This is a genomic window from Rothia nasimurium (assembly GCF_049068285.1).
Classification (GTDB): Bacteria; Actinomycetota; Actinomycetes; order Actinomycetales; family Micrococcaceae; genus Rothia; species Rothia nasimurium_I.
The window spans coordinates 175857-198547 of record NZ_JBLKPV010000002.1 but is presented as its reverse complement, the minus strand read 5'-3'; the positions used below and the strand labels follow the sequence as shown (position 1 = coordinate 198547).

The window sequence follows — 22691 nt, the reverse complement described above, 5'->3', positions numbered from 1 at the left end:
ACTGCTTAGTCTTCGAAGGGTTTGACCTGTTCGAGGGAGACGACGGTCTTGGGGTGGTCAACTGAAACCTGTAGAACCCACATTTCGCCGGGCTTGAGGTAGGGGTCTTCGGTGGGGAGGTGGCTGCGGAGGCGCTTGCCGACGTGCTCACCGAGCACCTCAAGGACGGTGGGTAGGACGGGGCGGTGGGTGCAGAGCACCACGGAGCGGTCCCGTTTTTCAAAGAGGGACTCGGCGGTCTTGCGGGCTCGCCTGGGGGCGCGGGCGTTATCGGCTTCGGTGAGGCTCCGCTTTTCCTTAATGCTGATTCCGGTGGCCTTGGAGTAGGGGAAGACCGTCTGCATGCACCGGACCCAGGGGGAGGAAATAATGCGCTCAGGGCGCCAGGCTTCAAGCAGGCGGCCGACGGCAAGGGCCTGCCGCTTGCCGGTGGCAGCTAAGGTGCGTTCACCCTCGGCTCCGGCCCAGGTGGAGCGGGGCTTGGCTTTAGCGTGGCGCAGGACGATGACGGGGCGGGTCCGCAGGTGGCTGCTGCGGTGCAGGTTGATGAGGGTTTCAAGCGGTTTGAGGTCTGTTGTGTTGGTCAGCATGACCTTGGCTTGTTTGGGGGTTACCCAGCGGAGCTCATCGACCTCCCCCAGGTCAGCCTGGGGGGTAGCCCCGGCCGGTAGTTCTGCTGCCCAGTAGTAGACCTCTTTGGGCTTGCCCTTGACCCGGTAGGCGGTGACGGCAAGGGGGGCCCCGAGTGTGACGCTCAGACCCACTTCTTCTTGGATTTCGCGGACGGCCGTCTCAGGCAGGGTTTCGCCTGGATCCTGTTTGCCCTTGGGCCAGGACCAGTCATTATAGCGGGGCCGGTGAATCAAGAGGACCTGGAGTTCGTCGTGGTGGAACCGCCAGATGATAGCACCGGCGGCGTTGATAGCGGCCTTGGTGCTGGTGCTACGGCTGATAGCTAGGGTGCCGTCGTAGTCGTAGGCGGAGTAGAAGGGCTCTGTGTGCGGCATGGTGGGACTCCGGGGTGGGGGAGGTCTGGGCGGGCGGCCAGGAGCGTCCTGTAGTTAACCTTGTGTTAACCTCTGGATATTCTACCCCTGACCGCCTCAAAGGGCAGGTGGGCTGGGGTTATGAGGCCTTTGAGCCCTTCTTTTCTCGGCTGGTTAGGTAGTAGGCCTGGACATCGCGCAGGGGACTTCCGTCGGCGTCAAGGTGGTGGCGGGTCCACGAACCGTCGGCCCCCAGGTGCCAATTGCTGGTCTTCTCTGACAGGTAGTTGGAGAACATATCCAGCAGGTACTTGACGTGGGCTTCTGCCTTAACCTGGACCAGCGCTTCAACGCGGCGGTCGAGGTTGCGGTGCATCATGTCGGCTGAACCGATGTAGACCTTGGGCTTGCCCGCATTTTCGAAGGTGAAGATACGGGAGTGCTCTAGGAAGCGACCCAGGACGGAGCGGACCTTGATGTTATCGGACAGGCCGGGCACTCCGGGGCGCAGGGCGCAGATACCGCGGACAACGACGTTGACCTCAACACCGGCCTGGGAAGCCCGGTAGAGGGAGTCGATGATCGCTTCGTCCACCATGGAGTTGCATTTGATTTGAATCTTGGCGGCGTGACCGGCCTTCTTGTGCCTGATCTCCTGGTTGATGTTGTCGATCAGGCCAGAGCGCAGGGAACGGGGGGCTACCAGGAGCTGCTTGTAGGTGGTCTTCGGTGCGTAGCCGGAGAGCTGGTTGAAGAGGCGGGAGACGTCTTCACCGATTTGCGGGTCGCAGGTGATGAGGCCCAAATCTTCGTAGAAGCGGGCGGTGGAGGGGTGGTAGTTGCCGGTGCCAATATGGCAGTAGCGGCGCAGGCCGTCGGCTTCTTTTCGCACGACCAGGGAGAGCTTACAGTGGGTTTTCAGCCCGACGATACCGTAGACCACATGGACGCCGGCGCGTTCGAGCTTGCGGGCCCAGTTGATGTTGGCCTCTTCGTCAAAGCGGGCCTTAATTTCAACCAGGGCGAGCACCTGCTTACCGGCTTCGGCGGCCTCGATGAGGGCGTCCACAATGGGGGAATCGCCGGAGGTGCGGTAGAGGGTCTGCTTAATAGCCAGGACGGCCGGGTCAGCGGCTGCCTGTTCCAGGAAGGCCTGCACACTGGTGGCAAAGGAGTCGTAGGGGTGGTGCAGCAGGACGTCGTGGGTCCGGGTGGCGGTGAAGACGTCGGCTGCCTTGGAGGTTTCGTTGGCGTTGAGCCAGCGGGAGGTGTGGGCGACGTGCTTGGGGTAGTGCAGGGCCGGACGGTTGGTTTTGGCGATGTCTGAGAGACCCCGCATGTCGAGAGGGGCGGGGAGCTTGTAGACTTCGTGGTCGTCAATGCGGAGTTCAGATACCAGCAGTTCGAGGATGTTGGGGTTGATGGTATCGACTACTTCAAGGCGCACCGGGGGGCCAAAGCGGCGGCGCAGCAGCTCCTTTTCAAGGGCCTTCAGGAGGTTTTCGGCGTCGTCCTCTTCAACTTCTAGGTCTTCGTTGCGGGTGACGCGGAAGGTATGGTGCTCAACGACCTCCATACCGGGGAAGAGCATATCGAGGTGTTCGGCAATGATGTCTTCCAGGGGGATGAAGCGGACGGAGCCAGAAGATGCCTTGACTGCCCGGGAGCCGTCCACAGCAACCATACGGTCCATGGTTTCGGGCACCTTGAGGCGGGCGAAGAGTTCCTTGCCGGTCTGGGGATTGCGGACGGTCACCGCCAGATTCAAGGACAGGCCAGAGATGTAGGGGAAGGGGTGGGCCGGGTCAACGGCCAGGGGGGTGAGGATAGGGAAGAGCTCGGCGCGGAAGAAACGGGTCAGGCGCTCCTTCTCCGTACTTGAAAGATCGTCCCAGCCAACAATCCGGATATCTTCTTTGACCAGCTCAGGGTAGACCTGCTCGTGGAAGACCTTGGCCTGGCGTTCCTGCAGGGCATGGGCGGCCGCAGAGATCTGCTCCATCTGCTCTTCAGGGCTGAGGCCGGAGGCTGAGGGCACAGCGATACCGGTGGCGATACGGCGCTTCAGGCCGGCTACGCGCACCATGAAGAACTCATCCAGGTTGGAGGTCACAATCGACAGGAAGTTTAGGCGCTCTAGCAGGTAGAGGTTAGGGTCCTCAGCCAGTTCAAGGACACGAGTATTGAACTCTAGCCAGGAGGTCTCCCGGTCGAGGAAGCGGTCCGTGCCGAAGTCACCTTCCAGGCTGGGCTGCTTAATCTTCTCGCTGGCATCAATACGGTCGACGCGGGTTTCGGCGCGTTCAATCTTATTGATGTCACCACCGATGTGGGGGTGGGCAGAAGGTTTCTCGTGCGGGGTATGAACCATGGTTGACCTTTCAGATGGTGCAGTGAAGCGATATCAAAATTCTAGGGCTAAGGGGCCGGGGCGTATTGCCTATCGACGGTCACGGGCCTGAACCCTAAGGACCGGTAGAGGGAGAGGGCAGCGGTATTTTCTGCATCAACGTACAGCACGATGCGTTGGAGGGGACGTCCGGCGTCATCCCTAGCTTCGGCTAGGTAGGCCATGCCCGCTAGGGTCAGGGCCTTACCCAGCCCCTTACCCTGCCAGCTGGGGTCAATACCCACGGCATAGACTTCCCCCTCAGGGCTTTCCCCGGGAACTTCTGGCCCCTGGTCTGTTGGGATTTTAGTCCAGTGGAAACCCGCCAGCTGGTTAGTCCCGTCCTGGGCTAGGAAGAAGCCCTCGGCCCTAAACCAGGCAGAACCAGCCCTGGCCTGCAGGTCTTCTAGACCCAGTCGTCCCTGTTCGGGGTGGCTAGCAAAAGCGGCTGCATTGACCTTCACCCAAGCAGGGCCAAGATCAGGTGAATAAGTCGTGAGGCGAAGCCCTTGGGGCAGGGGGTGCGTCTGGGCCAGGGCCCGGACGTGCTCGCCGCCCCGGTCATCGAGGGCCAGGCCCAGCTTGAAGAGTTCTCGGGTGGGCTCCCACCCCAAAGAACGGGCAAGCGCCTGGGCAGATAGGACGGCGCTGCTCGTATCATCGGAGCCAGCATGTACCCAGGCCCGCAAGGGCTCACCGGCTACGGACTCAGCAGCTGCCGTGACGAGAGCCTTCCCAGCTCCCCGGCCCCGCTTCTCTGGGGCAACTGCAGCCTCAAGCACCCACACATCGCCCTCTCGTACCAGGGCAGCAAACCCAACCGGGGTGCCGTCCTGGGAAGCCTCAAATAAACGGGCCGTCCCCGCCTTTCCCTTGCCAACCTCAACCAGGGTCTGCTCAGAAAAAGCTGCAACCCCATCGTGGCGGGCAACCAGAGTAGACAGATCAGAGAACCGCTGGCCAGCCTCACCAGTTACCCCTATTTCACGGATTTCAGCAGCCACAGCGGCCTCCTTACCTTGCCTCACCCTTGGGCGCATTAAAGCTATAACCCACGTTGCGTACCGTCGTAATTAACTGCTCATGGTCAGGGCCCAACTTCGACCGCAAACGACGCACATGCACATCTACCGTGCGGGTTCCACCGTAGTAGTCATAACCCCACACCTCAGATAACAACTGGGCCCGGGTAAAGACCCGGCCGGGGTGCTGAACCAAAAACTTCAGCAACTCAAACTCTTTATAGGTTAGGTTCAAGGGGGTACCCTGCAACTTTGCAGAATAGGAGGCCTCATCAACAGAAATACTGCCCACCCGAATTACCGTACTCTCGGGCGCAACTTCTTCAACCGCATGGGAGGACAATAAACGCAAGCGGGCCTCAAGCTCAGCCGGGCCCACCGTATTCAAGACAATGTCATCAACCAGCCATTGCGGGGCCACCGCAGCCATACCGCCCTCGGTCAGCACCATTAGCAGGGGCTGGGCCAGGCCGGACCCCTTCAACATCTGGGCCCCATTACGGGCCGCAACCAGCTGCTCCCGAGCATCAATCATGACAACATCAGGCGAATGAACCTGCACAGCAGAAATTACCGAACCCAGGGGAAGAACAGTCACCTGGTGCGACAACAAGCCCAAAGCCTGAGCCACGTCAGCGGGGTCAGTTGTCGAATCACTCAACACGACTACATTCAACATGTAACCCACTCCTCGGAACCAGACTCACTTCTGACCAGTATAAAACGCAGCCCCAGGTCATTGATAAACAGACTCGCAATACGAGAAGATGGGTGTAATCTAGCTAAACACCACACACAGGCTACCAGCGAAACGAAACACCCACAGTGACCACCAAAGAACCCACCCACACCCGGGCCATTCGCACCTTCGTGCCAGAGCTGAACAAGCTCCGTCGCGCCCGCCAAAAAACCGTCTACGAAGGGCCCATCGGGCGAATCGGATCAACCCGGCGCTCCCGCTACACCCTCGTTGCCGTCTCTGCCCTGGTCACTCTCAGCTTCCTTATCCTTGCCGCCCTCTTCTCACCCACCCTCACCGCCCTGACCGGCCTGGGCGCCGTCCTGCTCATTGCCGGCGGCTGGCCAGCAGCCACCGGTATCGCCGAACTCCGCGGCGTTCGACGGGTCACCAGCCACTCCATCATCATTCTTATTTCAGGACTGGCCTCCCTCTACTACTCCTGGCTCTACTCTTCTGGATCCCCCCTCAACGCCCTTCCTGCCATCGCAGCCGTCGGTGTTGTCGCCAGTTTCATTGCAGAACTGGTGCGGGGTGAAGGCGCCACTGGCCGTCTCGAATCGGTCATTAGTTGCGTTACCGGAGTCCTTGCTTCAGTGTCCGTTGCAGGTTGGGTAGGGCTTGCCTTTCTGGCCGAGCCCGGTGCCAGCGCCTGGCCCATCGTCCTTCCCGGCCTTGGAATCTCCCTCCTGCTGGGCCTACTGGGAATCCGCGTCATCTCCGCAGGCCCCAAGGAAGGCCCCCGCCGAGGGGCCATCACCCTGGGCGTAACACCCGTAGCATTTATCGGTGTCCTAGCCTATGTGTGTGCGACATTCCTCACGCGCGTGATAGGCTAGCGTCATGGATATCAACATCGTCGCACTCGAAATTTTCTTTCTCGTTCTGCTGGGCGCCGCAGGTATCGCCATCGCAGCTAGCATGTGGGCCGTCATCAGCGGCCTCTTCCGCGGCCAGAAGTAAACTGCCCCGCCCCCATACCAGCCAGCCCCTGTTCATTGCAGAACAGGGGCTGAAATTTTGCCCAGCCTACTAAACTTGTGCCTATGGCTATTGAAATCCCCACCAACCTCACCCCCGAACTCGTCCCCTTCTCCTGGCTGCTTGGCACCTGGGAAGGCACCGGCACCCTCTGGTACGAGGGCTCTGAGCAGACCCCCTTCGGCCAAATCATCACCTTCACCCAGGACGGCCTGCCCTTCATCGAATACCGGGCCGAATCCTTCCTCCTCGACGACCAGGGCCAGAAGCTACGCCCCCTCACCGTCGAAACCGGTTTCTGGCAGATCGACCGCCCCCAGGTAGACGGCGACGTAGGCCCCGGCCTGGTGCCTGCCGACGTCGTGCCCGTCCACAAGGACGCCGACTCGGTGGAGACCCTCCGCAATGAGGATGACGGCTTCAACCTCCTGGCCACAATCGCCCACCCCGGCGGCCTGACCGAAAACTACGTCGGAATGATTAAGGGCCCCGTCGTCCGGATGCAGACCGGAAACATGCTTCAGGACGACATCACCAAGGAATACGCCGGTTCCGTGCGCCTCTGGGGCCTGGTCAACGGCAACCTCATGTGGGACTGGGAAACCGCCAACCCCAAGACCCGTAAGCTTGAGAAGCACGCCTCAGCAGAACTGCGCAAGACATCTTCCATGAGCGGTGATGACCTTGGCACCACCATGTTTGGCGGCGAGAACCTTGACTAACAGCGAAGCTGCTCGACCGGCCTACACCAGCCCGCTTTTGCGCCGTCCCGGGGCTTTTGCTGCCACCGGTGCTGATGCCGGGGTAGCTGCCCACTACGGCGACCCCGTGGCAGAGCAAAGGGCCTTGGCCCGGCGCTCGAAGCTGGTGCTGGTGGATCATTCCAACCTGGGCCTGGTGACTGTGACCGGCGAAGACCGCCTGACCTGGCTTACAACCCTCTCCACCCAGGTGCTTTCAGGCCTGGGCGAGGGTGCTTCAACTGAGCTCCTGCTTCTGACCCCGCAGGGCCGGATTGAATTCTCCGCTTTCGCGGTTGAACGTGAGGGTACCGTCTGGCTGATTACCGAGCGTGAGCAGGCTGCCCCCATGGCTGACTATCTGAACCGCATGAAATTTATGCTGCGGGTTGAGATAGCAGACCGCACCGACTCCTACGCTGTGCTGGGTTCTACCCTGGACCCGCGCCAGGTTGAGGGGGCGGACGCCGTGCTGGCCGGTGGCACTGTCTGGGTAGACCCCTGGGGCGCCGGTATTGCTCCTGGTGGCTATACCTATTCCGCCGCAGGGGAGGGGGAGCACCCGTCGTCTGCCTACCGCCGTTACCTGACTATCGTGCCTGCCCACCGCCTACTCGATGCGGTGGAGGGGGCGACTCTGGCAGGTAGCTGGGCAGCTGAGGCCCTACGCATTGAGGCCTGGCGCCCGCGCGTGGGCGTGGATTCTGATGAGAAAACCATTCCCCACGAGCTTGATCTGCTACGCACCGCCGTTCACCTGGAGAAAGGCTGCTACAAGGGCCAGGAGACCGTGGCCCGCGTGCATAACCTGGGCCACCCGCCCCGCCGTCTGACCTTCCTCGACCTGGACGGCTCCGAGCACACCCTGCCCGCAGCTGGCTCTGCGGTGATGAACGGGGAGAAGAAGGTGGGCGTCGTAACCAGCGTGGCTCTGCACCACGAGGCCGGGCCTATTGCCCTGGCTGTGCTGAAGCGGACGGTAGATCCAGCCGCTGAGCTGCGGGTGGTGGATGAGTTAGACCGCGACGCTGACGGTAACCCGGTCACCACCGTTTATGCTGCCTCCCAAACGCTGATTCTTGCCCCGGACGCCGGTCAGGTGGCAGGACGCCGGAACATGGGGGACTTTTTACGCTAGGGGCCGGTTGCCCCTGTCTTTCCTTCGCGGCCTATCATCCAGGGGTCCGTCCTTGAAGGGGGTAGGCCGTGGAGGGGGGGGCTTTCTGGTTACTTGGCGGGTTTGTTGAGGCCGTACACAGCTAAATCATAGAAACCCTTGGGAAACTATTTTCCATGGAAAATAAATCACGCATTGCTCTGTGGGGTACCGGCGCCCTCGTCCTGGTCGGTGGCGCCGCAGCGCTCGCTGGTCCCTCAATCTATGCCTCGCAGTCAGCAGAATCAGTAGCTGATGCCCCCAGCATTACGATGAGCGCACCAGCAACCCAGGAAGCCTCTACCTCAGCTACTGCCGAGAATACCCAGTCCCCCCTGGCCGGAACCTGGCAGGTTTCCGAAGGTTCCCAGGCCGGCTACCGCGTTGATGAAGTCCTCAACGGAGAAAACATCACTGTAACCGGCCGAACCAGTGACGTTACCGGCACCATAACCGTCAGCGAAGCAGGAAGCACCCTGGAAAGCGCCTCCTTCACCGTCGACGTCACCACCATTGCCACCGATAGTGAACGCCGCGATAACTACTTCCGCCAAAACACTGTGAAGGCAGACCAGAACCCCACAGCCACTCTTAACATCACCCAGCCGGTTGAACTGGGAACCCCCGCAGCAGGAGAAGCCATCACGGTTGATGTCACCGGTGAACTCACCCTCGCTGGCGTCACCCAGACCGTTACCTTCCCGGTTCAGGTAGCAGGCGATGGTAACCAGCTTCAGATCGCAGCCTCAGTTCCCTTGACCTTCGCTGACTACGGCATTGAAGCTCCCAGCCTGGGCTTTGTATCGGTTGAAGAAACCGGGGCGATTGAAGTTCAGCTCACCGCAGTCCCTGCCGCCTAGCAAATCCTCTGCCGGTACCTCATAGGACGCCGCACCCCCGCTTTCCTGCCCCAGGGCAGGGGGCTGGGAGGTGGCGTCCTGACCCTTTAAAGACTGACGCCCTTTCTCTTTTATCCTCCGGTCTAAGCGCGGGGGATAGAAGGGAAAGGGCGTTAGTAGTCTAGTCGTTCTTTAGCGGCCGAAGAGGACCTTAGCCTCTTCGTAGCGGTGCAGGGGAACGGTCTTGAGGCCGTTAAGGGCTTCGGCGAAATCAACACGCTTGATCTCGGTGCCCTGCATAGCAACCATCTTGCCCCACTCCTTGTCGTGAATCATGTCGACAACCTGGATACCCAGGCGGGTGGAAAGTACGCGGTCAAAGCCGGTGGGGGCGCCACCGCGCTGGATGTGGCCCAGGGTGGTGTTGCGGGTTTCAATGCCGGTGATGCGTTCAATCTCCTGGGCAACCCAGTCGCCGATACCGCCCAGGCGGGGGCGGCCGTCCTTCTCCTGGCCCTTGCCTGCCATCACGTCGTCGAAGCCCTCGGGGATGAAGCCTTCGGCAACAACAATCAGGGGGGAGCGGCCGCGGTCGTGAACTTCCTTGACCCAGCCGGAGACCTCTTCCATGGAGACCTTGACCTCGGGAATCAGAATGGCGTGGGCGCCACCTGACATGCCGGAGTGCAGGGCAATCCAACCGACGTGGCGGCCCATAACCTCAGCAACCATGGCGCGGTGGTGGGATTCGCCGGTGGTGCGCAGGCGGTCCAAAGCGTCGGTTGCGATGGAAACTGCGGTGTCGAAACCGAAGGTGTAGTCGGTTGCCTGTAGGTCATTATCAATGGTCTTGGGGACGCCGACGACGGGCAGGCCCGCGTCAGCCAGGCGCTTAGCACCGGCCAGGGTGCCCTCGCCACCGATAGCGACGATAGCGTCGATACCGTTGCGTTCCATCATGATTTCGATGTTCTCGGGGCCGCCCTTGGGGCCGTCGAAGGGGTTGGTGCGGGAGGTGCCCAGGATAGTGCCACCGGTGCGGGCCAGGCCGCGAACCTTGGTGCGGGGCAGGTCCATGAAGTCGCCTTCAACAACGCCGCGCCAGCCGTCGCGGAAGCCAACGAATTCGTCGCCGTAGGTCTTGATGCCGTTGAGGACGGCGCCACGGATAACAGCGTTCAGGCCGGGGCAGTCGCCGCCGGAGGTCAGCAGACCGATCTTCATGGGAGGATCTCCTAGCTATTCCCACATGAGGGGAATCTTGTGATGGTGTTCTCAAAACCGTGTGGGTTTACCGGGGCAAACCTGTGGGCTTGTGTTGGTTTCTATTCTAGTAGGTCTGCACATGTGTGGGTAGCTGTGGGGATAGTTTGGGTGTATGTTTTCAGCCTCTCTGTTAGGGTCAGAACCGACTTTAAGACAGAAAGGGTGGTGCCGGTGAATTTCACCTGCACCACCCTAGGGGCTATGGATATCTGACCCTACTGGGCGTCTGCCAACAGCTTCTGCATCCGGGCCAGGCCCTCAGCCAGGTCTTCATCGCCCAGGGCGTAGGAGAGACGCAGGTAGCCGGAGGGGCCAAAAGCCTCACCGGGAACAACCGCTACTTCGGCTTCTTCCAGGATAATTTCGGCCAGTTCGGCGGAGGTCTGAGGGGTCTTGCCGGCGATGGTCTTACCCAGCAGGCCGGTGACGTCGGCGTAGGCGTAGAAGGCGCCCTTGGGGGTGGGGCAGTGGACGCCCTCAATGGCGTTGAGGCCCTCAACAATGGTCTTGCGGCGGCGGTCAAAAGCCTCGTGCATTTCCTTGACGGCGTCCAGGGAACCTGAGACTGCGGTCAGGGCTGCCAGCTGGGCAATGTTGTTGACGTTGGAGGTCATATGGGACTGCAGGTTGGTGGCTGCCTTGGTGATATCAGCCGGGGCAATCATCCAGCCCACGCGCCAGCCGGTCATAGCGTAAGTCTTGGCGACGCCGTTCATAATAACGGTGTTCTCAGCTAGGGCGGGTACAGCCTTGACGATAGAGGTGAAGGGAACGCCGTCGTAGGTCAGGTGCTCGTAGATTTCGTCGGTGAGGACGATAATGCCCTTCTCCAGGGCCCATTCACCAATGGCCTTGGTTTCTTCCGGGGTGTAGACAGCGCCGGTGGGGTTGGAGGGGGAAACAAAAATGAGGGCCTTGGTGGCGGGGGTGTAGGCGGCCTCCAACATATCGGGGGTGACCTTGTATTCCTTGTCAGCCCCGGCGAAGACCTCGATAGGGTTGCCGCCAGCCAGGCGGATAGCTTCGGGGTAGGTGGTCCAGTAGGGGGCGGGCAGAAGGACGTCGTCGCCCTCGTCAATGACGGTAGCGAAAGCCTGGTAGACGGCCTGCTTGCCGCCGTTGGTCACAATCACCTGGGAGGCGTCAATGTCGATGCCGGAGTCCCGTTTGGTCTTATCGACAATGGCCTGCTTGAGGGCGGGCAGGCCCGCTGCCTGGGTGTAGCGGAAGTTGGCCGGATCATTGAGGGCCTCGCGGGCTGCGTCCACAATGTAGGCGGGGGTGGGGAAGTCGGGCTCACCGGCGCCAAAGCCAATCACCGGGCGTCCCTGAGCCTTGAGGGCCTTGGCCTTGGCGTCAACTACGAGGGTTGCGGAGGGGGCAATTGCGCCGATGCGGCGCGATACGCGGGCAGACATGAGAGGGTTCTCGCTTTCGTCCTGGGTGAGTGCAGGATTATCTGGTGGTGGTGGTCGGGGAGGACGCGGGCGCTTGGGCCCTTACCTACCTATTAAGCATACGGGGTGAGGGGTGGGCTGAGGGGTGGAATTGCCAAAGCAAAAAATATGTTTTAGAGTAGATAGCGTTGTTCGCAACCGAACAGCTTTAGACCTATGCCTTGTGCAGGGTCGCTTTGAGGGTTTGTCCCTTGAAGGGCGGTGGCTCAATTGGTAGAGCAGCGGTCTCCAAAACCGCAGGTTGCAGGTTCGAGTCCTGTCCGCCCTGCTTTTGCCTCACAGGTTTTACTGTCAATCGAACCCTCAATGGGGTTCACGATAAGTTCTAGAAAGGGGCGGGCCTCACATGGCTAAAACTATCGCCGCCAGGACCGCCGATTCTAACGAACCTGGCGAAGAGAAGAAGCTAGGCTTCTTCGGTCGTATTTTCCAGTTCTTGCGCGAGGTTATCGCTGAACTTAAGAAGGTCACTACCCCCACCGGTAAAGAACTGGTGCAGTACGTGATTATTGTTCTTTTCTTTGTTGTTTTCATGCTCCTGCTGATTTCTGGTCTTGACTATGTTTTTGGCCAGGGGGCCTTCTGGCTCTTCGGTAATGGCATGTAAGCCACGCAGCTTGTCTAAGCTGAGCCCGGGTATTTAGCCCGGGCATTTACATTATTCTTTGTATAAGCAAGGAGCGGGCTGAGCCCGCCAACCCACCGTGATGAAAGTAGGGTAGCGTGTCCGAGCAGGAAGTGCACCAGGAAGCCGATGAGGTTGTAGAACCTGCAGAGCAGGTTACCGATGAGGGCGCTGAGGCCGTTGAGGTTGCAGCCGCTGAGGTCGTTGACGAGGTTGAGGCCGCTGAAGAGGCTGGCGAACCTGCTGTCGATCCCCTGGAAGAATTTAAGGCTAAGCTCCGCCGTCAGGAGGGTGAGTGGTTCGTCGTTCACACCTACGCTGGCTACGAGAACAAGGTCAAGGCTAACCTTGAGTCCCGCATGCAGACCCTGAATGCTGAAGATGACATCTTTGAGGTTCAGGTTCCCATGGAAGAGGTCATGGAGGTTAAGAACACCGCCAAGAAGCTGGTTCGCCGGGTTCGCGTCCCTGGTTATGCCCTGGTGCGTATGAACCTGACCGATGAAACCTGGGGCGTGGTGCGCCATACCCCCGGTGTGACTGGCTTTGTGGGGCAGGACGCCTACAACCCGGTTCCCCTGCGTCTGGATGAGGTAGTCGATATGCTGGCTCCCGTCTTTGAGGCTGAGCAGGCTGAGGCTGGTGCTGCACCTAAGGCTGCTCCCCAGATGGAGACCGCTTACGAGGTGGGCGAAGCTGTTACCGTCAAGGAAGGCCCCTTTGAAGGTATGCCCGCCACCATTTCAGAGATTAACGCTGCAGCTTCTTCTATGGTTGTGCTGATTTCCGTCTTCGAACGCGAGACCCCCGTGACCCTGAACTTCTCCCAGGTGTCAAAGATGTAAAACCTCTCATAGAGGTATGCTTAGCCGTCCGAATCCCCGGTAGGGGAGTCGGACGGCTTTGTTATATCTGCGAATTGGGCCTGTGAGCAAGCCCCCAGTGGCCTGCGTCCGGCCAGCAATAGATTAAAACCAAAGACCGTACTAAGATAGAAGACTGTATGTGCGCACCCACGCCGGTGTGCCCCTACCCGGTGTAGCCGCCGCCATGGCCACACCACCGCCCGGTGCATACTCCTGTGCGCCGGTCCACCAGCTAAGAAAAGGACCAAACACAAATGGCTCCCAAGAAGAAGGTCGCAGGCCTCATTAAGCTGCAGATCCAGGCAGGCGCCGCTAACCCCGCGCCCCCCGTCGGCCCCGCCCTCGGTGCCCATGGTGTTAACATCATGGAATTCTGCAAGGCCTACAACGCAGCAACCGAAGCCCAGCGCGGCAACATCATCCCCGTAGAAATCACCGTCTACGAGGACCGCTCCTTCACCTTCATCACCAAGACCCCTCCCGCAGCCCAGCTCATCAAGAAGGCAGCAGGCGTTGCTAAGGGCTCCGGCGTTCCCCACACCCAGAAGGTCGGCTCCCTGACCCTGGACCAGGTCAAGGAAATCGCCCAGACCAAGATGGAAGACCTCAACGCTAACGACATCGACGCCGCAGCGAAGATCATCGCCGGCACCGCCCGCTCCATGGGCATCACCGTCGAAGGCTAAAACCCTTCCACCCCTGAAACAGCAGGGGAACCGAGGTGTAAACCTCACCCAAAGACAATTGTTAGAGTCTCCCACCCGGGAGGCATGTGGCAGAGCCGAGCGCGGCTCACCGAGACCACACCTGCAAAGGAGAAAAGCAGATGGCAAAGCGCAGCAAGGCGTACCAGGCAGCTGTAGCCAAGATTGAAGCGGACAAGCTCTACGCACCCGCCGAGGCTATTGCAGTAGCAAAGGACATCGCGGCAGACAAGCCCAACTCAACCGTTGAGGTCGCACTGCGACTCGGCGTTGACCCCCGTAAGGCAGACCAGATGGTACGCGGTACCGTCAACCTGCCCAACGGCACCGGTAAGACCGCCCGCGTCGTCGTCATCGCCGCAGGCGAAAAGGCAGAAGCTGCAGAAGCAGCTGGTGCCGACTACGTTGGTTCAGACGAACTGATCGCAAAGATCGCTGGTGGCTGGACCGACTTCGACGCAGCAGTTGCAACCCCCGACATGATGGGCAAGGTTGGTCGTCTGGGCAAGGTTCTGGGTCCCCGTAACCTCATGCCCAACCCCAAGACCGGCACCGTCACCATGGACGTTGCTAAGGCAGTTGCAGACATCAAGGGCGGTAAGATTGACTTCCGCGTTGACCGTAACGCAAACCTGCACTTCATCATCGGTAAGGCTTCCTTCACCGCTGAGCAGCTGACCGAGAACTTCGAAGCAGCTCTCGAAGAGGTCAACCGCCTCAAGCCCTCATCCTCAAAGGGCCGCTACATCTCAAAGGTCACCGTTGCCACCACCTTCGGCCCCGGTGTCCCCGTAGACCCCACCACCGTAGCCTAAGTTTCTTAGACCCTAACGGTTAAACAAGGCAGGCTCCCCGCGCATAGGTGCGGGGAGCCTGCTTTTTTGTTGTGAAGGGGGCAGGGCAAGGGTGGAGCAAAGGCGGGGTGTGCGGACGCCCGGGTCTAGCTTTCGCAGGCACAGGCAGCTATTCTTGTGGTCAAGAGCACACCCCTATCATAGATGATTGGAGGCCCCGCCCCATGTACCGTGTCGCCTACTACCCCTACCCGCGTCCGTCCGACCTGCCCGTCTACCGCGACGAAAAGTCGCTTTACCCCGGGCTGCTGGCCCTGCAAGAACCGGTGAGCCAAACCGTCTTTCTCTACCGTCTAGAAACCCTGGACGAGGGGGACTTTCCCACCGACTACACCATCTATAACTACGCCGGTGGCCCCTTCGAGAGCGAAATGCGCATTAATATCTCCGCCCTGGGGCCTGCAGAAGAACGCGGGGACGGCGAGCCGATGTATCAGTTTGAAGCGTACTCCCGCTTCGAAGACCGCGCCGGCAAACTCATCTCGCAGGGGCTGCTGACCCGCACTGGCGAAATCCGCTGGGACGAACAAGACCCCGGCCACTGGCTACACCCCCACGTGAAAACCCTGATCGAGTACCTGGCTCAGGCCCCGGCCAAAGCACCAGAGACCATCGAAGAAGGGCAGGTCATCACCTGGGACCTGCCACAACTCCTGAGTGAAGAGCTGACCATCACCGACCATAACTTCGAACGCCACCTGCCCCACTGGTTCGCAGTAGAGCACAGCGAAGATTGCATCTGGTACACAGAGCACCTCGCGCAGCAAACCGACGACGAGGAGCCCTTGCCACTACTTAACCGTCTAGTACAGGTAGTCCACCCCGATACAGTAAGCGACAGGCCAGCCCACCCTGGGGCGTCTGCCCCTAGTATCGGCTATACCGCGAAGATTCATAGAGGGGGTGGCGTCCTCAAATGGGGCCGAGACTTGGCGCCCACGGTGTGGGGCAGAGAGGCTGATGCAGGGCTACTTCCCGGGCTGAGCGGCGAGAATCTGCCCGGTGCAATTCGAGATTTGGTAGAGCAGGGGGAGATTACCTACCCCGATGATCGTATTGAGAGGGCGCTAGGCTAACTGCTGCCCTAACGAGCGTGCGCCTTATCGCCGAGCGTGCCGCAGATAGGTGCACACGCGGCGATAAGGCGCACTCTCGGTCAAATCAGGGGTGCGCTGTGGTGGGAAGGCCACGGTTAAGGCTTACCGTGCAGCCGTCGGGCATAATAGAGGTCATGACCAGCCCCGCCCTGACCATCACCGGCCTGACCAAGCGGTTTGGTGCGTCCGCCGTGCTGAGCGGAATTGACCTGACCGTGCCCGGTGGCAGCCTGCTCTCCCTGGTGGGGGAGTCAGGGTCGGGCAAGTCCACCCTGCTACGCATTATTGCCGGGCTGGAACAGGCGGACGCTGGTAGCGTCCTCTTCGGCGACCGGCCGGTGGGCGTTGGGGGAGACAGACGTACACAGGGCACGGGCAAGACCTCGCAGGCAGGGGCAGTTCCGGTGGGCTTCGTCTTTCAAAAGCCCGTGCTCTACCCCCACCTCAGCGTCAAGGACAATATCCTGTTTGGGGAGCGACTCCGGGGCCGGGGCTCGATCGACCGGGACCACTACCTCTCCCTGGTTGATTCCCTCGGGCTGGGCAGCCACCTTGCCAAAAAACCTGCCCAGCTTTCCGGCGGACAGGCCCAACGCGCAGGTATCGCCCGGGCCCTGGTAGGAAAAGCCCCCATCGTCCTTCTCGATGAGCCGCTCTCCAGCGTCGATGAGCACCTGAGTGAAGCCATCCGCGCTGATCTGCTGACCTTGCATCGTCGGCTGGGGTTTACGGGTATCTACGTCACCCACACCCCCGATGAGGCCCTGGCCATGGGCCAGCAACTTGCCGTGCTTGAGGGCGGACGTTTGGCCCAGGTCGCTGCCCCGGGGCAGGTGCTGGCCGCACCGGCGTCCGCCCAGGTTGCCCGCCTGCTCCACCCCCTCTACAACGAGCTGCGTGTGGAGGTGGCGGGGCAGCCAGTTACAGCCGGTATCTCCGCCCACGGCTTTGACCCGACGGACGCCAGTTGCCCGGAAGCCTTGCCGGTGCGGGTACTGGGCGTGCTGACCCATACTGCAGGCAGGCGCTATCGGTTTGAAACAACGCAAGCGGTAGAGCTACTCCATTCCACGGGGAAGGTGACGGTTCCCGAGGGAACCTGCCTCACCGCAGTGCTCCCAGAAGCCCCGGCGGGTATAGGCCAGGGCCTACACCTGCAGGTTAGGCCGGGCGCCCTGCACCTCTTTAAGTGATTAAGCACCCTTAAACCCGGTTTTAACTTGCCAAGCCCCAGCAAAGCGTGGTTAGATGAAGTAACCAAAGACCGCCGGTCTGTGCCTTTTACAGGCACGATAAGGGCCAAAGCCCACCTGCGTAGGTGCCGATAACAGAATACAAACCGGTTTGTACTGAGCTTGTATTGTGCCTCGATGCCTACGCGTCGGGGCATTTTTTGTTGGCCTGGCGGGATAAGAACTGGAAGGAACACCATGGCAACACAGGATAAGATTGCTGCCGTCGCTGAGATCAAGGAACTCCTTGAATCCTCAAACGGCGTAATTCTCACCGAGTACCGTGGTCTCACCGTTGCACAGATGAAGGAACTTCGTCGTGCACTGGGCGCTGAGACCGAGTACGCCGTGGTAAAGAACACTCTGACCGCTATCGCGGCTAAGGAAGTTGGCATCGACGCATTCGATGGTCAGCTCCACGGCCCCAGCGCTATCGCATTCATCAAGGGCGACTTCATTGATGCTGCGAAGGGTCTGCGTGACTTTGCCAAGGCTAACCCCCAGCTGATCGTTAAGAGCGGTTACTTCGAGGGCGAAGCTCTCGATGAAGCTGGCATCAACAAGTTTGCAAACCTCGAATCACGCGAGGTCCTTCTTGCGAAGGTCGCAGGCGGCGCAAAGGGCGCAATCGCAAAGGTTGCTCGCACCGTTGACGCTCTGCGTATCAAGCTGGAAGAAGCAGAAGGCGCAGCACCCGAAGCCGAGTAATCGCTTCTGCTGACTTTCACACCAGACTTTAGGCCTCCGGGCCACCCCAAAATTTTCAAGCTCGCAGGCCACAATCCGGCTTGCAACTGAATCAAAGAAGGAGCCAAACTCATGGCTAAGCTTTCAATCGAAGAACTCATTGCAGCATTCAAGGAACTCTCACTCGTTGAGGTTTCAGAATTCGTCAAGGCTTTCGAAGAAGAGTTCGACGTAACCGCTGCTGCTCCCGTTGCTGTTGCTGGCGTTGCCGGTGGCGATGCAGCAGGTGGCGCTGACGAGCAGTCAGAATTCGACGTTATCCTCGAATCAGCTGGCGACAAGAAGATCGGCGTTATTAAGGAAGTTCGCGCCCTCACCTCACTGGGTCTGAAGGAAGCTAAGGACCTCGTTGACGGCGCTCCCAAGCCCGTTCTCGAAGGCGTTTCCAAGGAAGACGCAGAGAAGGCTAAGGAAGCTCTCGAAGGCGCTGGCGCAACCGTCACCCTCAAGTAAGTTTCTTACTTTTCTTATCTTTGGCGCAGGGGCGGCACCCATCACGGGTTGCCGCCCCTGCGGCTTTTAAGACATTCCGCCTTGCACCTAAGGCAAGGGCCAGCCTTGCCAGGAGGCACAGGAGGCACAGGGGGCACAGGGGGCATTAAGGACGGACGGCGCTGCCCCTCTCTTCCCCTACCTGCTGGTTTTAGCTAGGCTGGGATCATGGGTAAGACTCTGACTCGTATGTTCTGGTGCCTGCTGCTGGCGGGTTTTCTGACCTGGCTGGCTATCCTCCTCTGGCCGGGCCACCCGGCCACAGCCTGGCTGACCACCCGCCTGATCATTGCCCAGGCGGTCGCCTTCCCCACCCTGCTTGCGGTGGCCGGGGCGAGCGTCCTAATGGTGGCCCTGCTGGTCGCCCTGCGCTCTAGAACCAGCACAATCACCCGCTGCCTCGCCGGGCTGACGGCTCTAGCCTGTGCCGCTTCTAGCCTGCTGGCGGTGATTGACCCCTACGGGGCTATGAGATATCAGGCACGCGGGATGATCGCCATTGGGTGCGGGAATATGCAGACCTACCGGGTCACCACCTATAACGCCCTCGACACCCTCACCGACCAGAGCCTGGCCCGGCTACTGGCTGACCAACCGGATTTTCTGGTGCTCCCTGAAGTCTCGCCCGACACACCCGCTCTAGCTGGCGGGGTCCCGGGCTACCAGGTCTTTGCCTCCAGGAGCCAAAATCCCCATATTGCCCCAACCCTGACCCTGGTGAGCGACCGGCTGGGCACCTATACCGCCCAGGAAGTGCCCATGACCTTCGGGGCCCTTCTGCTGACCCCTGAAAACCAGGCCAGCGGGCAACCCCAGTTGCTAGCGGTCCATACCGCCCCGCCCGTCCCGTCCTATATGCAGCAGTGGCGCGAAGACCTCGCCACGATTGACCGACTGGCCCGCGAGGAGGGGAGCCTCGATCTAATCGCTGGCGACTTCAACGCAACCCTGCTCCACGGGAGTCTAGCCAGCTACGCCGGAGCAGGCTCGCACCTGGGAGCGGACGCAGCCATGGCCACCCGGAACATCGAGGGCACCTGGCCGGTAGGCGGGCTACTTGGCATGAGGAGCCCCATCGACCACATCATGGTCATGCAGGGGCCGCCAGCTAGCAGCAAGAACGTAACCTACCAGCAGGTAGGCGACTCAGACCACCGGGCAGTAACTGCCAGCATTAGCTTGTGCCTGTAATCTAGTGGTAAACACAAGCACACCTGGCCGGTAGCGACCGGCCCAGGGCGACCTTCTGAAAGAACCCCTCCATGAGCCCGCACGCCAAACGTCCTGAAGAAATAACAGAAGACCAGATGCTCCGACCTGACGCCCAGCAGATCCTTGCTGACGGTCTTGAAGCTGAGGCGACCTATTCGGCTGTTGCCAAGGCCGACCCCAACTACCCGGCCCTGCACCTGGCACCCCCGGTTGGCCGCCTCAACGACCCCAATGGGCTCATCTTCAAGGACGGGGTGTACCACGCCTTCTACCAGTACGCCCCCACCCACCCCCTGCGGGATATCTATTGGCGGCACGCCAGCTCAACCGACCTCGTCCACTGGGAAGACGGCCCCAACGCTATTGCCCCCACCCACTGGTATGACCGCAACGGGGCCTACTCCGGATCGGCCTACCTGGCCGAGGACGGAACCGTAGAACTCTTCTACTCCGGCAACGTCAAAAATCCCGACGGCACCCGAGAAACCTACCAGAACCTGGTGACCACCCGGGACTTCGTCACCTTTGAGCGCTTTGACGGCAACCCCCTGATTGCAGGGACCCCCGATGGCTTCTCCCCGCACTTCCGCGACCCCTCGGTCTACCAGCACGACGGCAAGTTCTACGCCCTCATCGGCACCCAGCGGGAGAACCTGACCGGGGCCATTGTGCTCTACTCCTCTGATGACCGCCGCTCTTGGGCCTACGAGGGGGAAATTGAATTCTCCGACCCGGCCATTGACACCTACGGCTACATGCTGGAATGCCCCCAGGTCTTTACCCTGACCGATACCGTTACCGGCCAGCAGAAGGACGTCATGATTTTCTGCCCCCAGGGTATGGAGCCGGTCGGGGAGAAATACAACAACAAGTACCAGTCCGGCTATGTGGTCGGCCACCTGCGGGGAACCCGCTTCGAGGTTGAAACCCCCTTTACCGAGTTTGACGCCGGCTTTGAGTTCTACGCCCCCCAGGTCTTTCACGGAACGGCCGACGGCCATAAGGCCCTGATCACGGCCTGGTTTGGGATTTCTGACCAGGATGATATGCCCTCCTGGGAGCAGCACTGGTTGCACCTCTTTACCCTCCCGCGCTGGCTGACCCTGCAGCAGGGCCAATTGGTTCAGACCCCGGCTGAAGGGCTGGAGCTGGCCCTACCTCTTGCACCTGCCCCCCTGCAGGAGGGTGGGGAACTTCCGCTCCTGGCCGGGGCCCGGGTCTTCCGACTTGCCGGTTCGGTGGATCTTTCATCAGGCCCGGTGACGGTTCAGTTTGAGGACGAGGCCGGGGCCGCCGTCCGCTTCACCCTGGGGGAGGGGCAGGCTGAGCTTGACCGCTCAGGTTCCCTCTACACCGTGTGGGGGCCGGTGCGGACCCACACCTTCGAGACAGCCCGCAGTCAGCGGAGCTTTGACCTGCTCTTTGATGCCTCAGCCCTTGAAATTTTCATCGACGGTGGTGCTGTGACCATGAGCGGCCGGGCTTATCTGCGGGGCGGGGTGAAGGGTGTCCGCCTTCTGGACGCTAGCGGCCAGCCTCTTGAACCGGGCCGGATCAAGTTGCAGGCTGCCCGGCTAGACCAGGGCTAGACCAGGGCTAGACCAGGGCTAGGCTGGCTAGGTTGGATTAGTGTGAGCTTGACTCCCTTTTGGGGGTGGGGAGGCCCCCACCCCCTATGTCAATCGTTTGACATACTAAGATTGGGAATGAACGCAAGAATCCAGCTAGGGCCGCACAAGCGGTGTCAGGTGACAACAATGGTGGACTACATCCCCTCCCAATACAGCGTAGAAGAGCTCCTCCGAGAAGCCCAACACAAGGTCGAAGAGTACTCCCAGGTCGCCGCGTCCGACCCCGACTACCCGGCCCTCCACCTAGCCCCCAAAGTAGGCCGCCTCAACGACCCCAACGGCCTGGTCTACCACGAGGGTACCTACCACGCCTTCTACCAGTACTCCCCGGTCCACCCCATCCGCGCCGTCTTCTGGCGCCACGCCACCAGTGAAGACCTCACCCACTGGCAGGACCAGAAAACCGCCATCGCCCCCATCAAGTGGTACGACAAAAACGGCTGCTACTCAGGCTCCGGCATCGTTGCCCCCAACGGCGACCTGGAATTCTTCTACACCGGCAACGTCAAAGACGACGACGGCAACCGCGAAACCTACCAGGCCCTCTTCACCTCCACCAACGGAGGCGAAACCTTCCGCCGCCACCCCAACAACCCCCTCATCTCAGGGCCCGCAGAAGGCTACACCGCCCACTACCGCGACCCTCACGTCTTTGAACGCAACGGCCTCTGGTGGGCCGTCATCGGCGCCCAGCGCGAAAACCTCACCGGCGCTGTCGTGATCTACACCTCCACCGACCGTCGCACCTGGGACTTCGCCGGAGAACTCACCTTCTCAGACCCCGCCCTCACCGACCTCGGCTACATGTACGAATGCCCCAACCTCATCTTCCAAACAGATGAAGCCACCGGCCAAGAAACCGCCGTCCTCATCTTCAGCCCCCAGGGCATGGAACCCGAGGGCGAAAAATACCAGAATATCTTCCAAACCGGCTACGTTGCAGGCACCCTCGACGGCCTCCACCTCACCGTCACCACCCCCTTCACCGAACTCGACGCAGGCACCGAGTTCTACGCCCCCCAGGTCTACTCCAACGTCCTCACCCCCGCCGGAGAACACATCATGCTGGGCTGGTTCGGCAATGCCGACCAGGACGATCTGCCCTCCTGGGATAACCACTGGGTCCACCAGATGACCTACCCCAGGGCGCTCGCTATCCGCGGAGGCAAGGTCTACCAAAACCCGGTCGCCCAGCTGGATTCAGCCCTACCTCTTGTCCCTGCCCGGGTCGCTGAAGACGGCACCCTGCCGGAGCTGAAGGACGCCCGCGTCTTCCGCATAACCGGAACCGTCGACGTCAGCACCGGCCCCGTTGACATTGTTCTTGAGGACGCCCAGGGCCCCGCCCTGACCCTCACCTTCAGCAAGGACTCCGCCCGGCTCGACCGCAGCGGCACCCGCTACCATGTGGGCGGTGACGTGCGCACCCGGGCCCTGACGCCAGCACCAACCCGGAGCTTTGAACTTCTCATTGACGCTGCCGGAACCGAACTCTTCATGGACGGCGGGGTCGAGGTCTTTTCCTCAAGAACCTTCTTCCACGGCACCGCCCGTACCGTGAGGCTAACCAAGCCGGAAGCCGTCCGTGACCTGGCTGTGGCCGTCCTGCCCGAGTAAAGGTAAAAATGCCGGTTAATGGCAACGGCACGTTACCTC

Annotated in this window: 21 protein-coding genes and 1 tRNA gene; 16 read left to right on the top strand and 6 right to left on the bottom strand. The window is 60.7% G+C overall.

The genetic code is table 11. The annotated features are described in order from the left end of the window. Positions 1 to 5 precede the first annotated feature (5 nt). The 4 genes from ACMXX3_RS02905 to ACMXX3_RS02890 all read right to left on the bottom strand — a co-directional run bounded on the left by ACMXX3_RS02905 (position 6) and on the right by ACMXX3_RS02890 (position 5076). A complete protein-coding gene (locus ACMXX3_RS02905) occupies positions 6 to 1007 on the bottom strand; it encodes an NUDIX hydrolase (RefSeq protein WP_421083271.1) in 1002 nt (333 codons plus the stop codon). Positions 1008 to 1125: 118 nt separating this feature from the next. Continuing rightward, positions 1126 to 3357 carry an RNA degradosome polyphosphate kinase gene (locus tag ACMXX3_RS02900; RefSeq protein ID WP_421083270.1) on the bottom strand — a complete coding sequence of 744 codons (2232 nt, stop codon included), beginning with the start codon at positions 3355 to 3357 and terminating at the stop codon, positions 1126 to 1128. 47 nt (positions 3358 to 3404) lie between these two features. Further along, the gene (mshD, locus tag ACMXX3_RS02895) at positions 3405 to 4379 is read right to left on the bottom strand and encodes a mycothiol synthase (protein ID WP_421083269.1); all 975 of its coding nucleotides are present in this window, start codon (positions 4377 to 4379) and stop codon (positions 3405 to 3407) included. A gap of 10 nt (positions 4380 to 4389) precedes the next feature. Further along, the gene (locus ACMXX3_RS02890) at positions 4390 to 5076 is read right to left on the bottom strand and encodes a winged helix-turn-helix transcriptional regulator (RefSeq protein WP_421083268.1); all 687 of its coding nucleotides are present in this window, start codon (positions 5074 to 5076) and stop codon (positions 4390 to 4392) included. 146 nt (positions 5077 to 5222) lie between these two features. On the opposite strand from ACMXX3_RS02890, the gene ACMXX3_RS02885 reads away from it, so the two are divergent. The 4 genes from ACMXX3_RS02885 to ACMXX3_RS02870 all read left to right on the top strand — a co-directional run bounded on the left by ACMXX3_RS02885 (position 5223) and on the right by ACMXX3_RS02870 (position 8873). Next, positions 5223 to 5975 (top strand): hypothetical protein, encoded by a 753-nt coding sequence (locus ACMXX3_RS02885; RefSeq protein ID WP_421083267.1) that lies wholly within the window; start codon positions 5223 to 5225, stop codon positions 5973 to 5975. Positions 5976 to 6182: 207 nt separating this feature from the next. Next, complete coding sequence (locus ACMXX3_RS02880; protein WP_421083266.1) at positions 6183 to 6839, top strand: FABP family protein; 657 nt, start codon at positions 6183 to 6185, stop codon at positions 6837 to 6839. After that, complete coding sequence (locus ACMXX3_RS02875) at positions 6796 to 7995, top strand: YgfZ/GcvT domain-containing protein (RefSeq protein ID WP_421083265.1); 1200 nt, start codon at positions 6796 to 6798, stop codon at positions 7993 to 7995. The genes ACMXX3_RS02880 and ACMXX3_RS02875 overlap by 44 nt, the downstream gene beginning before the upstream one ends. A 155-nt stretch (positions 7996 to 8150) precedes the next feature. Beyond that, the gene (locus ACMXX3_RS02870) at positions 8151 to 8873 is read left to right on the top strand and encodes a YceI family protein (protein ID WP_421083264.1); all 723 of its coding nucleotides are present in this window, start codon (positions 8151 to 8153) and stop codon (positions 8871 to 8873) included. A gap of 171 nt (positions 8874 to 9044) precedes the next feature. Here the strand turns inward: ACMXX3_RS02870 and ACMXX3_RS02865 are convergent, their stop codons facing one another. Then, complete coding sequence (locus tag ACMXX3_RS02865) at positions 9045 to 10076, bottom strand: 6-phosphofructokinase (protein WP_421083263.1); 1032 nt, start codon at positions 10074 to 10076, stop codon at positions 9045 to 9047. Positions 10077 to 10333: 257 nt separating this feature from the next. After that, complete coding sequence (locus ACMXX3_RS02860) at positions 10334 to 11536, bottom strand: pyridoxal phosphate-dependent aminotransferase (RefSeq protein WP_421083262.1); 1203 nt, start codon at positions 11534 to 11536, stop codon at positions 10334 to 10336. A 234-nt stretch (positions 11537 to 11770) separates the two neighbouring features. Between ACMXX3_RS02860 and ACMXX3_RS02855 the strand changes: the two genes are divergently transcribed. The 12 genes from ACMXX3_RS02855 to ACMXX3_RS02800 all read left to right on the top strand — a co-directional run bounded on the left by ACMXX3_RS02855 (position 11771) and on the right by ACMXX3_RS02800 (position 22652). Next, positions 11771 to 11843 (top strand) — tRNA-Trp (locus ACMXX3_RS02855). A 78-nt stretch (positions 11844 to 11921) separates the two neighbouring features. Continuing rightward, positions 11922 to 12182, top strand: coding sequence for a preprotein translocase subunit SecE (gene secE, locus ACMXX3_RS02850; protein WP_421083261.1), 261 nt, complete (start codon positions 11922 to 11924; stop codon positions 12180 to 12182). Positions 12183 to 12298: 116 nt separating this feature from the next. Then, entirely contained in the window at positions 12299 to 13045 is a 747-nt protein-coding gene (nusG, locus tag ACMXX3_RS02845; protein ID WP_421083260.1) for a transcription termination/antitermination protein NusG, read from the top strand. Positions 13046 to 13320: 275 nt separating this feature from the next. Further along, positions 13321 to 13752: a 50S ribosomal protein L11 gene (gene rplK / locus ACMXX3_RS02840; protein WP_237188733.1), complete on the top strand. Its 432-nt coding sequence runs from the start codon at positions 13321 to 13323 to the stop codon at positions 13750 to 13752. A 140-nt stretch (positions 13753 to 13892) separates the two neighbouring features. Next, positions 13893 to 14585 (top strand): 50S ribosomal protein L1, encoded by a 693-nt coding sequence (gene rplA, locus ACMXX3_RS02835; RefSeq protein ID WP_237188731.1) that lies wholly within the window; start codon positions 13893 to 13895, stop codon positions 14583 to 14585. A gap of 203 nt (positions 14586 to 14788) precedes the next feature. Further along, on the top strand, positions 14789 to 15700 hold the full coding sequence (locus ACMXX3_RS02830; RefSeq protein WP_421083259.1) for a hypothetical protein: 912 nt from the start codon (positions 14789 to 14791) through the stop codon (positions 15698 to 15700). Between the two features lie 155 nt (positions 15701 to 15855). After that, the gene (locus tag ACMXX3_RS02825) at positions 15856 to 16914 is read left to right on the top strand and encodes an ABC transporter ATP-binding protein (protein ID WP_421083258.1); all 1059 of its coding nucleotides are present in this window, start codon (positions 15856 to 15858) and stop codon (positions 16912 to 16914) included. Positions 16915 to 17151: 237 nt separating this feature from the next. Next, complete coding sequence (rplJ, locus tag ACMXX3_RS02820; RefSeq protein WP_421083257.1) at positions 17152 to 17661, top strand: 50S ribosomal protein L10; 510 nt, start codon at positions 17152 to 17154, stop codon at positions 17659 to 17661. A 111-nt stretch (positions 17662 to 17772) separates the two neighbouring features. Continuing rightward, positions 17773 to 18153: a 50S ribosomal protein L7/L12 gene (gene rplL / locus ACMXX3_RS02815; protein WP_237188725.1), complete on the top strand. Its 381-nt coding sequence runs from the start codon at positions 17773 to 17775 to the stop codon at positions 18151 to 18153. Between the two features lie 207 nt (positions 18154 to 18360). Continuing rightward, positions 18361 to 19383, top strand: coding sequence for an endonuclease/exonuclease/phosphatase family protein (locus ACMXX3_RS02810; RefSeq protein WP_421083256.1), 1023 nt, complete (start codon positions 18361 to 18363; stop codon positions 19381 to 19383). A 71-nt stretch (positions 19384 to 19454) separates the two neighbouring features. Then, a complete protein-coding gene (locus tag ACMXX3_RS02805) occupies positions 19455 to 20993 on the top strand; it encodes a glycoside hydrolase family 32 protein (protein ID WP_421083255.1) in 1539 nt (512 codons plus the stop codon). A gap of 168 nt (positions 20994 to 21161) precedes the next feature. After that, positions 21162 to 22652, top strand: coding sequence for a glycoside hydrolase family 32 protein (locus ACMXX3_RS02800; RefSeq protein WP_421083384.1), 1491 nt, complete (start codon positions 21162 to 21164; stop codon positions 22650 to 22652). Positions 22653 to 22691: the final 39 nt, after the last annotated feature.